This is a genomic window from Rhizobium sp. TAL182 (assembly GCF_002117725.1).
Lineage (GTDB): Bacteria > Pseudomonadota > Alphaproteobacteria > Rhizobiales > Rhizobiaceae > Rhizobium > Rhizobium esperanzae.
This window is the reverse complement of record NZ_CP021028.1, coordinates 421,901-434,711: the sequence shown is the minus strand read 5'-3', so window position 1 is coordinate 434,711 and position 12,811 is coordinate 421,901. Positions and strand designations below refer to the sequence as shown.

The 12,811-nt window shown below is 59.8% G+C and carries 10 protein-coding genes; 7 read left to right on the top strand and 3 right to left on the bottom strand.

What is annotated here, in order from left to right:
* Positions 1–30 precede the first annotated feature (30 nt).
* The 3 genes from Tal182_RS28690 to Tal182_RS28680 are packed head-to-tail and all read right to left on the bottom strand — an operon-like array spanning position 31 to position 2,107.
* Positions 31–807, bottom strand: a complete 777-nt coding sequence (locus Tal182_RS28690) for an SDR family oxidoreductase (RefSeq protein WP_085861696.1) — start codon at positions 805–807, stop codon at positions 31–33.
* A gap of 25 nt (positions 808–832) precedes the next feature.
* The gene (locus Tal182_RS28685) at positions 833–1,696 is read right to left on the bottom strand and encodes a MurR/RpiR family transcriptional regulator (RefSeq protein WP_085861695.1); all 864 of its coding nucleotides are present in this window, start codon (positions 1,694–1,696) and stop codon (positions 833–835) included.
* Positions 1,697–1,717: 21 nt separating this feature from the next.
* Positions 1,718–2,107: a RidA family protein gene (locus tag Tal182_RS28680; RefSeq protein ID WP_016736729.1), complete on the bottom strand. Its 390-nt coding sequence runs from the start codon at positions 2,105–2,107 to the stop codon at positions 1,718–1,720.
* Positions 2,108–2,218: 111 nt separating this feature from the next.
* On the opposite strand from Tal182_RS28680, the gene Tal182_RS28675 reads away from it, so the two are divergent.
* From Tal182_RS28675 to Tal182_RS28640, 7 genes are all read left to right on the top strand, one after another.
* Positions 2,219–2,701 (top strand): hypothetical protein, encoded by a 483-nt coding sequence (locus tag Tal182_RS28675; RefSeq protein ID WP_085861694.1) that lies wholly within the window; start codon positions 2,219–2,221, stop codon positions 2,699–2,701.
* 30 nt (positions 2,702–2,731) lie between these two features.
* Positions 2,732–4,207, top strand: a complete 1,476-nt coding sequence (locus tag Tal182_RS28670; RefSeq protein WP_085861693.1) for a M81 family metallopeptidase — start codon at positions 2,732–2,734, stop codon at positions 4,205–4,207.
* Positions 4,208–5,308, top strand: coding sequence for a D-TA family PLP-dependent enzyme (locus Tal182_RS28665; protein WP_085861692.1), 1,101 nt, complete (start codon positions 4,208–4,210; stop codon positions 5,306–5,308).
* An 863-nt stretch (positions 5,309–6,171) separates the two neighbouring features.
* Positions 6,172–6,660 carry a 4'-phosphopantetheinyl transferase superfamily protein gene (locus Tal182_RS28660; RefSeq protein WP_085861691.1) on the top strand — a complete coding sequence of 163 codons (489 nt, stop codon included), beginning with the start codon at positions 6,172–6,174 and terminating at the stop codon, positions 6,658–6,660.
* 24 nt (positions 6,661–6,684) lie between these two features.
* Complete coding sequence (locus Tal182_RS28655) at positions 6,685–6,882, top strand: hypothetical protein (protein ID WP_085861690.1); 198 nt, start codon at positions 6,685–6,687, stop codon at positions 6,880–6,882.
* 72 nt (positions 6,883–6,954) lie between these two features.
* Positions 6,955–11,115, top strand: coding sequence for a non-ribosomal peptide synthetase (locus tag Tal182_RS28650; RefSeq protein WP_085861689.1), 4,161 nt, complete (start codon positions 6,955–6,957; stop codon positions 11,113–11,115).
* 302 nt (positions 11,116–11,417) lie between these two features.
* Positions 11,418–11,843, top strand: a complete 426-nt coding sequence (locus Tal182_RS28640; protein ID WP_085861687.1) for a redoxin domain-containing protein — start codon at positions 11,418–11,420, stop codon at positions 11,841–11,843.
* Positions 11,844–12,811 lie beyond the last annotated feature (968 nt).

Below are 12,811 nucleotides of genomic sequence, written 5' to 3'. Positions count from 1 at the left end.
GTCTGTGCGCTCGAAGATCGGAGCGGCTGATCAATAATGCTCTGATTGGGAGAAAGTTCGCGCCAATTCGGCCTGGCCTGCCGTCAGCCCGCAATCGACAGGCAGGCAGACCCCTGATATGGCGGCGGCGAGCGGACCGGCCAGGAAGCCCACGGCATTGGCGACATCGCGAGGATCGACGACGCGCTGCAGCGGATACCAGCGGCGCGCCTCCTCGAAGACATTAGGATTGGCGGCGGCGCGCGCCTCCCAGGCCTGCGTCTTCACCGTACCGGGGGCGACGGCATTCGAGCGGATGCCGAACTTGCCGTATTCCACCGCCACCAGCCGGGTGAAATGCAGAAGGCCGGCCTTGGCGGCGCTATAGGCCGGGTGCCCGAAAACATGCATGCCGTTGACCGAGGCGATATTGACGACAGACCCTTTGGACGCCTTGAGCATCGGCTCGAAGGCGCGGAAACATAGGAAGGCCGCTTCGAGGTTGAGCGCATTGTCCGCCCGCCAGATCTCCGGCGTCGTGTCGTGCAGGCTGGTCGCTCGCGCCGCACCGGCATTGTTGACGAGGGTTCGCACCAGCCCGGCATCGGCGGCGCGTTTTGCCAGTTCCGATATGCTCGTCTCGCTGGTCACATCGCAGCCGATGGCGACGAAACGGCTGGCCGGCCCGAGCCTGGAAGCGACGGCGGCCGCCGCGGCGGCATCGATATCGGCGAGCAGCACGACGTCGTGATCTTCGGCAAGGCGTGCGGCGATCGCAGCACCTATATCGCCCGCCGCACCGGTGACGATGGCTGCCGATTGGGTCATTTTCCCAGACTCCCGCTCATGGATTTCAGTCTCCAAGCAATTGCCGGTCGTCGCCGTCGCGGTGGATGACGAGCTGCTGCTTGATGCGCCGGAGCGTGGTCGTCGCCTTCGGCTGAACGGCGTAAGCGACCAGGCTCGAGAGGATGTCGACCGTCGCGATATAGGCGATGCGCGTCGAGGTCGGACGGTAGATATTGTTGCCTTCGGGAAGGTCGATCGGCACGACGATTTCGGCGGCCTTGGCGACGGGGCTGTCCGTCTGGGTGAGAGCGATCGTCTTCACCTTGTTCTGGCGGGCAAGCTCGAAGGCCCGCACCAGCTCGAGATTGCGGCCGGAGAAGGACGAGCCGATCAGCACATCGCCCGGCCGGGCCGCCGCCGCCATCATCAGCTGCATGCTGTGATCGGAACTGGCGGTGATGCGCAGCCCGAGGCGGAAGAGCCGGTTCTGCAGCTCGTCGGCGATCATCGACGAATTGCCGCCGGAGCCGAAGGCATAGATCATGTCGGCCTTGGCGATATGGGCAACCGCCGCTTCGATCGCCGCAAGATCGAGCGAGCGATGCAGCAGAAACAGCGCGTTCTGCGCCTTGGTGATGATATCCTGGGCGACATCGGCCGGTTCGGTGCTTTTCGATTCCGGTTTCAGATAGCGCACGCCGATATGGGCGGTGCGGGCGAGCTGAACCTTGAAATCGGAAAAACTCTCGCAGCCGAGCCGCCTGCAAAAGCGGGTGACGGTCGGCGGCGAAACCTCGGCGCGTTCGGCGAGCTCGATGATCGAGGCATTCACCGCAAACTCGAAATCATTGACGATGATCTCCGCGATGCGGTTTTCCGAAGGAGAAAGCCGGCTCTTATCTTCCTGCAATGTCGAAAAGATATCCAAACCGACTCCCACCGATTTTTCCTATGCGTCCTTCTTCTTATAGGCCACGCAGTCGATCTCAACCTTGCAATCGACCATCATCGACGATTGCACACAGGCGCGTGCCGGCGGATGCTCGCCGAAATACTCCTGATAGATCTTGTTGAAGGTCCAGAAGTCGCGCGGATCGTCGAGCCAGACGCCGACACGCACGACATGCTCGACGCCATAGCCGGCCTCCTCGAGAATCTCCAGCACATTGGCGATCGTCTTATGGGTCTGGGCGATGATGTTGCCATCGATGATTTCGCCGTCTTCCATCGCAACCTGACCGGAAACATAGAGCCAGCCATCGGCTTCGACCGCACGCGCGAATGGCAGCGTCTTGCCGCCGGCGCCCGTTTGAACCGTGCCATAGCGCTTGATGGGCATGCTGAAGTCCTTGCAAATTATTTTCTTGATACATTGACAAATGACCATAGAAAGCAGAATTTGACCAGTGAAAAACGCGATTTATGAAAAGAATTTCAATCCGGGGCACACATGCGCGATCCTTTTCAGAACCCTTTCCCGTCGGACGGCGCCCGGCAGGCGATCTGGGAAATGCTCGTTTCGCGCGATATCGACGCTTTTCTCGCCGCCGACTGGTCGATGGTGGAGGATGATTTCGTCGAAGAGGGCTTCATCGGCATCGACGGCCGCAAAGAGGTGAACCCCGACAAGTGGCGGCTCGCCTTTCCCTCGCTTTCGGCCTATCGCGAAGAGTGGCTGAGGCAGGCGAGAGAGTTTGCCGGGCAGAGTTTCGCGGAAGATCCGCGCACGGCGATCTTCACGACGACGACGCTCGAGGATATCGAGATCGAAGGCGACACGGCGCTTGTCCGCAAGAAATTCGAAGGCGGCATTACCAAGGCCGACGGCACCCGCGATGTCCTGCAATGGCAGACGCTCTATTATTGCAGGCGGCACCAGGGACGCTGGAAGATCTCAGGTTTCACCGGCTACCTGCCGAACCCGATGGGGTGACGCGGGGCCTGCAACACGAAGGCCACTTTCTTGCGCATATTCACGGCAGCACTGGCGACCGAGACCAACACCTTCTCCCCGATCTGCGTCGATCGTCGCGCATTCGAAGCCTCGCTTTATGCCCCGCCCGGCCAGCACCCTGATACACCGACGCTCTGCACCGCGCCGATCACCGTCGGCCGGCGCGTCGCCCGGGAAAAGGGTTGGGAACTGATCGAGGGCACCGCCACCTGGGCCGACCCGGCGGGCCTCGTCAACCGGACGACCTATGAGGAGCTGCGCGACGAAATCCTCGACCAGCTCCGCGCGGCCATGCCTGTCGACGCCGTCGTCATGGGCCTGCACGGCGCCATGGTGGCAGCCGGCTATGAAGACACGGAAGGCGATCTTCTCTCCCGCATGCGCGAGATCGTCGGCCCTGATGTCCTCATCTGCGCCGAACTCGATCCGCACAGCCATCTGACGGCAAAGCGCGTCGCGGCGCTCGATTTCGCCGTCTATTTCAAGGAATTTCCGCACACGGATTTCGTCGACCGCGCCGAGGATCTCTGGCGCATCGCCGTCGATACGCTCGAAGGCCGGGTCAAGCCCCGCATGTCGGTGTTCGACTGCCGGATGATCGACGTTTTCCCGACCTCGCGCGACCCGATGCGCTCCTTCGTCGACAAGATCATGCGGATCGAGAAGGATGATCCCGAGATCCTGTCGATCTCGGTGATCCACGGCTTCATGGTCGGCGACGTTCCCGAAATGGGAACGAAGCTGCTTGTCGTGACCGACGACAGGCCGGAGAAGGGTGCGGCTCTAGCGCGCGATCTCGGCCTCGAACTGTTTGCCAAGCGCGGCACCTTCATGGTGCCGCAGATCGACGAGAGGCAAGCCGTCTCGCGCGCCATGGCCGCCACCGCATGGCCCGTCGTCATCGCCGATGTCTGGGACAATCCGGGCGGCGGCACGGCGGGCGATGCGACCGTCATTCTTGCCGAGCTGATGGCCCGCGGCGTCACCAGCGCGGCGGTCGGCACCATCTGGGATCCGATGGCGGTGCAGATCTGTTTTGCAGCAGGCGAGGGGGCTGAAATCCCGCTGCGCTTCGGGGCCAAATCGGCGCCCGGCACCGGCAATCCGATCGATGGCACGGTCAAGGTCGTCAGGCTGGTGAAAAATGCCGAGATGCAGTTCGGCGAGAGCCTCGCGCCCTTCGGCGATGCCGCCCATATCGTGCTCGACGGCATCGACATCATCCTCAATTCGACGCGCGCCCAGAGCTTCGATCCGAGCCTGTTTTCGGTGATGGGCATCGATCCCAAGAAGCAGAAGATCCTGGTGATCAAATCCACCAATCATTTCTTCGCCTCCTTTTCGAAGATCGCCGCGGAAATCCTTTACTGCTCCGCCGGAACGCCCTATCCCAATAATCCGGCGACGACGCCGTACCGGCGGGCGCCGAAGACGTTATGGCCGATCGTCGCCGATCCACATGGAAGAGAACGCGGAGCCGCCTGAATGCCTGATCGCAGCTTTGCCGTCGTCGCCAGGGCAGGAGACCGGATCGCCGATCTCTCGACGCCGCGCCCCGTGATCGACGAAGACCGGCTGGCCGCCAACATCGCCCGCGTCCAATCCTATATGGATCAGCACGGGCTGAACTTCCGCCCGCATATCAAGACGCACAAGATCCCGGCGCTCGCCGTCGCCCAGGTCGCCGCCGGCGCCAGGGGCATCAACTGCCAGAAGGTGACGGAAGCGGAAGTCTTCGCCGAAGCCGGCTTCAACGACATCCTCATCACCTTCAACATCCTCGGACAGCAGAAACTCGAGCGCCTCGCCAGGCTGAACGAGCGCATTTCTGATCTCAAGGTCGTCGCCGACAGCGAGCAGACGGTCGATGGCCTCGCCGCGCATTTCTCCGGCCATAAGCCGCTGACCGTGCTGGTGGAATGCGACACCGGCGGCGGCCGCTGCGGCGTGCAGACATCGGAGGAAGCCGCCTCGCTCGCCAGGCGCATCGCCGCCGCCGACGGCCTCACCTTCGGCGGCATCGTCACCTATCCCAAACCGCAAGCGGCCGCCGCCGTCGAGGCCTTCATCGCCGAGACGCTGCAGCGCCTGCAATCCGACGGCATAACCTGCCCGATCGTCAGCAATGGCGGAACGCCGAGCCTGTTCGAGGCGCATCTCGTCCCCTCCGCCACCGAACACCGCGCCGGCACCTATATCTACAACGACCGCCAGATGGTGCGCATGGGCCATTGCAGCGAGGACGATTGCGCCATGCATGTGCTCGCCACCGTCGTCTCCCGCCCAACCGCCGACCGCGCCGTCATCGACGCCGGCTCGAAGGCGCTGACCTCGGACCTGCAGGGCTTCAGCGATTACGGCCTGATCGTCGGCTATCCCCAGGCGCGGATCACCAGCCTCTCGGAAGAACACGGCGTGATCGATCTCTCAACCTGCACCGGCCCTCGGCCACAGATCGGCGAAAAACTCTTCATCATCCCGAACCACACCTGCGTGGTGTCCAACCTGTTCGACACGATGGTGTTTCATCGAGGCGGCATCGTGACCCGGGTGGAGGAGATCGCGGCCCGCGGGATGGTCTGGTAGGGGGCGGTTTCGGTTGAGGGCGGGTGTCCACTTTGGGCCTGGCAGCAAACTGACAGTTTTGGGCCTCGGAACTTCCACAGCCGACCTTCTGGACCATGCGATCAATTTCGTGACATGGCTCAAAGCCGACGCCACACTCCGAGTCTTCTATTAGCAATCGGCAGGATGGCGGATCATCACGAGGGATGCCACGGTCTGGCAGGTCTGCCTTTGGTTGGTGGGGTCTCCTGGCCACAGGACATTTAGCGGGGATAAAGCGGCCGAAGCGTCAGGTCGGTTTCACGCGAGATTTCCCAATCGGCGCACTCCACGGCACCCGTGACATGCTGAATAGTGCCAGTCCGGCCGGATAGGTCGGCGGGAATTATCTTTGAGCGCCCAGGGAATCTCCGCAGCGGCGTTGCCACGTACATCAGATTTCAAGCTTGATGGCAGGGCTGAGCGGCATACTCGCTCGCCAAAGCGAATGGATGGCCGCAGATCGAACTTTTGAGCGCTGTCAAAGTTTTACGTCGATGACCTCCAACTATTATTTCAATTTTGCACGCCGCTTCACATCATTTTAACCGTAAAATTCGAAGTTTAACACGCGCAAGATAATCTTCTGCACGCCGCCTTGTTTTCGCAGCTAGTTGAGTCCTCCGACGACGCCGACTTAAGAGACTAGAAAACAATCAGAATATATTGCAACTTCGCGTTAATCGTGCAATATTCTTCTGACGCAGCCTGGGGGGGGGGGAGCCGTGGAAGACGCTTTCTTGGATCAGTTGCAATCGTTTGAGAACCGTTGCCCGCCAGGCATCAGGCTCGCTGGCCGACGGTTGGCTCAATATGGAGGATCAGCCCCTCAGAATTCTCGTACGATGGGGTCCCTCGCGGCTCGGCAGGCTGGCTATCAGCTTCTGTCAGAGGTGGGCGCCGCCTCGCGGCTCGACCAGCACCCTAATAGGCCCGCAGCGTTCCCCCAGGGTTATGTCGGCTCAATAGCTCACGACTCGGCTTTCGCTGTGGTTGCACTGGCGTCGCACTCGGAAGTGGCGGCCGTCGGCATCGACATCGAGCCGGCGACCCCTCTCCCTCCCGAGTGCTTCGAGACAGTCACCACGCCTCGCGAACGCGAGCGTATACGAGATCTTGTCGAAGCGAGATTGCTGTTCTGCGCGAAGGAAGCTGTCTTCAAGGCGATGAACGCCGAAGGAGGAGCCTGGCTCGAACATACAGATGTTGAGGTGGACATCGATTCCGAAACCGCGATTGCAGCCGGTGCGATTCTGCTGGAGCTACGCCTGTCGCGCGGCCCAACGCTTCTGGCTTTGGCGATGCTTCTGCCTAGCGTTGCTCAATGTTCTTGATGATGAGACCTAAAGGAGGATCATATGGCCGACAAGGATCGTGACGAATTCGCCGAGGATTACGCGCGCAGCTTGAAGAAGTTCGAAAAGGCCCAGGCGAACTATCTCGAGGCTTTCAACGACGTCTGTTCAGCGCTTTTAAAACATCAAGAGTCGCTCGGCGAGCGTTGGCAACAGGAACTCGCCGAATGCGCGAAGGTGCAACCGGGGTCGTGCAGCTAAAATCGAGCAGATGGACTTGGTGCGGACTGCAGTTGGTCCAGCGGCAATCATCTACATTCCGGGATATCGCGCATGAAAAACACTGCGAAGAGACTCGCGGGGCTATCGCCTGCCGAACTCTCAAGGCTTGCCAAGGGTCGGAGCGGCCGCGCCGCGGGTGCGATATCCCGACGGGACCGCGCGGAAACCGAGCCTGCCTCGTCGGCACAACAGCGGATATGGTTGGCCGAGCAGCTGACGCCAAACACGTCACAATACCACATACCCCTGTTCATTGACCTAGAAGGAGAGGTTGAACCCTCCATTGTTGGAAAGTCCCTAGCGAAACTGATTGAGCGCCATGAATCGTTGCGTACTGTATTCGTGGAACGGGACGGCGAACCTTTCCAAGTTGTCCGTCCCCCATACGACCCTGCCTTAGTGTTGATGGATCTATCGGCGCTCGATTCAACGGAAGCTGAAAGGTTCTGGCTTGAGAAAGCACAGGATTTCACGCAACAACCTTTCCATCTGGAAACGGGACCGCTATTCCGAGCCTATCTCTGCCGCCTTGACGGCGTGCGCAGCCGACTGCTCCTGATCATGCATCACATCATAGCTGACGGTTGGTCGGCGGGCATTATTGCGGCGGAATTACGCCAGTTGGCCGCGCGCGGCGGCGTCGACGAAGAATTGCCTGAACTCGCTATCCAGTACGGTGATTTCGCTGCGTGGCAGCGCGAGGGTCTGACCGCGGGCAAGTTCAACTCACAGCTAGAATATTGGAAGGCAAAGCTGGCCGGCCTACCCGCATCGCCATTGCCTGTCTCCGAGCCGCCTTCGCATAGGCAGGTTCCTAGGGCTGGCGTAAGGACTTTCCGCGTACCAGCCGACATAAGCGACCGGGTCATTGGCCTTGGCGTGCAGGAGCATGCAACCCCTTTCATGGCACTATTAGCAGCCTTCAAGGTCTTGCTGTTTCGTCACACAGGTCAGTCCGACATCGTGGTGGGAGCCCCCGTGGCTGGCCGTAACGATCCCGACCTCGAGAAGCTCGTCGGCTGTTTCGTCAACCCGTTGGTACTGCGAACTGACCTTTCTGGCGATCCGCAATTCGGTGAACTCGTGCGCAGGGTCCGGGAGACCACTCTGGAGGCATATTCGAACCAGGATATTCCTTTCGAACGAGTCATTGAAGCAATGCAGCCTGACAGGGCTTCAGGACAAAGCCCCCTCTTCCAGGTCGCCTTCAGCCTCCAGAACTTACCTGTGTTCGGCATGGCATCTGAGGCTGACACAGGAATAATGTTGGAGCAACCGAAGTTCGCGCTCTTCCTGTCGTTGGCGCCGACACAGAGTGGCCTCGCGGGTGTCTGGGAGTACGATCGGAATGTTATTGGCAATGGTGACGTGGAGTGCCTCACCGAACGGTTCCTCATTCTTCTCGAAGACATCGCATCGCGGCCGGTCCGGATCTCGGGCCTTCAGCTTCTTGATGCGTCTGAACTGGCAAACGCCAATGCAGCGCCGATCCTCCGTGCCCCGCCGGAACATCGCCGGATCGATGAGATGATAGGAGAGCAGGTCAATCGCGACCGGAATCGCGTCGCGGTGCGCACGGGAGATCGGGCGCTCTCATATGGTGAGCTTTGGACTCGGTCGGGAAACGTGGCAACGCGTATCCGGGAAGCCGGCATCACAGCTTCAAGCCTAGTTGGAGTTCTCATCGAAAGGTCGCCTGAAGCGGTGATTGCTTTGCTTGGCATCCTACGTGCAGGATGCGCCTATGTACCAGTCGACCCATATTACCCCCCCGAGCGGGTCAGTCTGATGCTGAGACCATTGGCTGGTGTCGTCGCGACGGCGCGCCAGGCGGATGCACATATAGGGCAGCCCAACTTTCCAACGATCCTGGTGGACGAAGAAAGGGATGCTCTATCGGCGGAGCCGCAAGTAGGGTCTGGAATGCTCCCGCAAGAGACGGCCTATGCCATCTACACCTCAGGCTCAACCGGTCGTCCAAAACTGGCGTCGGTGAGCCATGAGGGCCTTTTCAATCTTTTGGATTGGTATATCCGGGAGTTCAACCTGACGGATGGCGAGCGGGTGCTAGTCATTACCTCGCTGAGCTTCGACCTGACCCAAAAAAACGTGTTGGCGCCTTTGATGATCGGGGCGGAGGTCCAGTTGTCGCCACCCGGGCCATTCGACCCGCTCGAAGTCGCCCGCTTCGTAGGGGCAAACAGAAGCACCTTGATCAACTGTACGCCCAGCGCAATCTACACAATCGCCGACCTCGGTGAACAGGCGCTAACAAATCTTGAAAGCCTTCGGCTCGTGGTGCTGGGCGGTGAACCCATAATGACCCGGAGACTGCTCCCCTTCCTGCGCTCAAGGCATTTTCGCGCAGAGTTCGCCAACAGCTACGGTCCGACAGAGTGTACCGACGTGGTGTCGTATCATCGCCTTGAGGGTCTCGAACGGTATCTGGATCGCCGGGTCCCCATAGGTCGACCGATCTCCAACGTAAGGCTCTTCGTGCTTGACGAAAACCTCGCGCACATGCCCGTAGGCATGGAAGGCGAACTGTATATCGGCGGCACTGCAGTTGGACTCGGTTATGTCGGAGATCGGGCGCTGTGCGCTAGGAAGTTCGTACCCGACCCTTTCTCCGACGAACCCGGTCGGCTGTTGTACCGTACCGGCGATCGCGCGAAGCGTCTGGCAGACGGGGCTTTCGATTTTCTAGGCAGACGCGACGACCAGCTGAAGGTCCGCGGGTTCAGAGTGGAGCCCGGAGAGATTGAAGACAAACTGCTTCGTCATGCCGCAGTGCGCGATGCGGCGGTAGGATCCTTCAGCATCAATGGTGGCGAGCCCCGCCTGGCAGCGTTCGTTGTTCCACAAAAAGACGTTGGCGCACCGTTGCTTGAGTTTCAAGAGATGGTTCGCGCAGGGAATCTTGAACATGAAAGCTTACACGAACTTCCCAACGGACTCCTGATCGCCCACCGAAATCGCAGCGAAACCGATTTTCTCTATCGTGAGCTCTTCGAAGAGCAGAGTTATTTCAAGCACGGCATTGAATTGCCCGTGGCCCCCATCATTTTCGATGTCGGCGCGAACATCGGTCTTTTCGGCTTGGCAGTCGTAACGCTTCGCCCCGGGGCACGCCTGTTCGCATTTGAACCCATACCGCCAATCTTTCAAACCCTTACTGCTAACGACAGGGCCTACGGCCTTGGGATGCGCCTGTTCGACTTTGGCTTGGCGGCAAAGCCCGGGTCTGCGGAATTCAAACACTACCCTCACGCGTCTATTTTGTCCGGTAGGTATGCCGACGCGACGGAGGAACGCGAAGCTGTAAGGAGCTATCTGCTTGCCGAACGGGATGCCGGCAGAGCCGGAGATCTGACTGATCTTGATCTCCAGGATGTCCTCAACCAGAGGCTGGAGAGCGAGGTTTTTACATGTAAGTTGATGCGTTTGTCGGACGTGATCCGTGCGGAGGGTGTCTCCCATATCGACCTACTGAAAGTCGACGTAGAAAAAAGTGAACGTGACGTGTTGGCCGGCGTGGATACCGAACACTGGCGCTGCATCCGGCAAGTTGTCGCAGAGGTGCATGATGTCGATGATAGTTTGGCTTGGGTCGTTAGTCTCCTTGAACGTCATGGATTCGAGGTCACTGTGGATCAGGACACGAGCATCGCCGCAGCCGGGATGTACAACGTGTACGCCAAGCGGGTTGACGCGCCCATTCATTCTGGTGACCAAGCGATCGCCAGGCCGCGCTGGGCAGGTCCGGAAAAGCTCAAGCGGACGCTGCGTACACATTTGGCCGCTCACCTGCCCGAGCCGTTCGTGCCCGGCCATTTCGTATTCATGGACAGCTTGCCGGTGACGCCGAGCGGTAAAGTAGACAGAGGCGCCCTGCCCAAGCTGGCGATAGATGGCTTCTGCCGAAGGGCACAGTACACAGCACCTCGGACCGACCTCGAACAGGAGCTGGCGGGAATCTGGTCGGAGGTTCTTGGATTGCCGCGTATCAGCGTTCACGACAACTTTTTCGACCTTGGAGGACACTCACTCCTCGCAACACAGGTCGTCGCGCGAGTGCGCCGCTCATACAACATAGACCTTGCGCTCCGGACCTTCTTCGAACATGCGACCATCGAGGGTCTTTCCCAAGCAGTCGTGGGAGCGATCCTCGATAAGGAGCCGGACGCTGTGTTGCCTGCGGAGACAACGTGATGGCGAGGTTCAGCGACGAGCGCCTGCACCGGATCGTTCGAAACGAGGTGGGGCGTCTGGCGGTTTGGCCCAATGAACGCGACTTGCCTCGTGGCTGGCAGCCTACGGGTGTTCGCGGATCTTATGATGAATGTATTCGACACATTGGCTCGGAGGACGATCCAGGGCCAGAACATGCGAGCCCTAACATGTAGCGTCCTGATCTGCGAGCCGTAGCAACCATCGAGACGCTCCTGTCCAGCGGTGGCCACCCCAACACCATACTAAGTCAGGCAAGTGCAACTGCAAAAAGGAGGTTTGAAATGACGGATCAGCTGCTTCCACCTTTCTCATTGCCCGCGGTGCAGATCGTGAGCAACAGCACGCTGCAACATAACGGCAAGACGATCATTATTTTCTTCGATGCCCGCGGCGCCGAGTTCTGCAAAAAGCGCCTTCAAGCGGTTCAGGCGATCCTTTCTCAGCTCCAGGCGCAAGGGCATCAGGTGTTAGGGATCAGCACTGATGACGACCTCGCTAAAACAGCCGCCTGGGCGCGAGAGATCGGCGTCGAGTTTCCGTTGCTTTCCGACGTCGGCGGCAGCGTGAGCGGAAAATTTGGTCTACTCAATTCGCTGAACGGACGATCAGAGCGCGCCCTGGCTATCATTGAACAGGGCCGCGTCATCCATCGGGAGACGGTCACGTCCACCGAGGTACCCGACGCGGTCCGGAAGCTCACGAAATAGCTTTCGCACAGCGGCTCAGCCAGGCAAGGCCGAGTTTTCGGACCCGACAAAACTTGTGGGTGACCCCAATGTAGCGTCGCAGCGCGAACAAGCATGGCCCTGCCGGGCCGGAACGTCTTACATGGATGTCAACTCCACTGATCGAGACCCGTTATCTGGCGCAAAAGTGGCCCTGTATATTGGGTGTTGAAGGGCGCGCTGGTAGCAACCGATCAGGCGAGTCTGACGGGAGTGCCACTAGCATTGGCTATGCTGTCGGTGGACCTGTCCGTCCGCCAAAAGCATGAGGATCACGTTACGCGCGGACATCGCGTTGCCAATGAGCAACACACCCGGGAGGCGGGTGTCCCGAGATCAAAGCTGTATAAGCGGAGGGATGGCAAGGCGACGAAACTGCTGGTTTTAGTCGATGCCGGTGAGCGCCCTTGCGCGCTGGTACGGTGCCGCCCCGGGGGCAAATGTAGTTTGAATATGCGTGGTCGGACTTCGCTGCCACCCATGCTCGCCGCTGTCGTAAAGGTCGAACCCAGTTGACTGCGATTATAAGGTGCTTCGGCATGGCTATCTCTCCGCCGCTTCGATCATTTCAGACCGGCGTTCGAAAGCTGCCTCGTCCGCGTGGCGACTGCGTGGTCGAATTGAATAACCGCTTTGGGGCGGCTTTAGAACGTTCGGATACGGGCCTGCGCCTGGTGGTATACTGGCCACATGGCCATTGCCTATGATCGTCTCGACCCCGCCGTCTCAGAAGGTCCACGAGTGCACCGAAGCTTGAGCGGACCAGAGCGAGGACTGCAAGTAAGATAGTCGCACTCAAACCTTGCTCGAAAGCCTTTGAGCGGAAAATCTATCCGATCACCATGACGCTGGCGTCACGGGGCCGAACCAAAGGTCCGTGAGCACAGCGCCTCGTGTCCGCTTCCAGCGCATGCATGCCGATTTTCCTGGGCGTTTACGCGTCTGCTTAT

Bases quoted from the DNA above. Each gene is read 5' to 3' on its own strand.
- Tal182_RS28690 (WP_085861696.1), bottom strand. From the start codon at position 807: ATGACCCAATCGGCAGCCATCGTCACCGGTGCGGCGGGCGATATAGGT.
- Tal182_RS28680 (WP_016736729.1), bottom strand. From the start codon at position 2,107: ATGCCCATCAAGCGCTATGGCACGGTTCAAACGGGCGCCGGCGGCAAG.
- Tal182_RS28675 (WP_085861694.1), top strand. From the start codon at position 2,219: ATGCGCGATCCTTTTCAGAACCCTTTCCCGTCGGACGGCGCCCGGCAG.
- Tal182_RS28665 (WP_085861692.1), top strand. From the start codon at position 4,208: ATGCCTGATCGCAGCTTTGCCGTCGTCGCCAGGGCAGGAGACCGGATC.
- Tal182_RS28660 (WP_085861691.1), top strand. From the start codon at position 6,172: ATGGGGTCCCTCGCGGCTCGGCAGGCTGGCTATCAGCTTCTGTCAGAG.
- Tal182_RS28655 (WP_085861690.1), top strand. From the start codon at position 6,685: ATGGCCGACAAGGATCGTGACGAATTCGCCGAGGATTACGCGCGCAGC.
- Tal182_RS28650 (WP_085861689.1), top strand. From the start codon at position 6,955: ATGAAAAACACTGCGAAGAGACTCGCGGGGCTATCGCCTGCCGAACTC.
- Tal182_RS28640 (WP_085861687.1), top strand. From the start codon at position 11,418: ATGACGGATCAGCTGCTTCCACCTTTCTCATTGCCCGCGGTGCAGATC.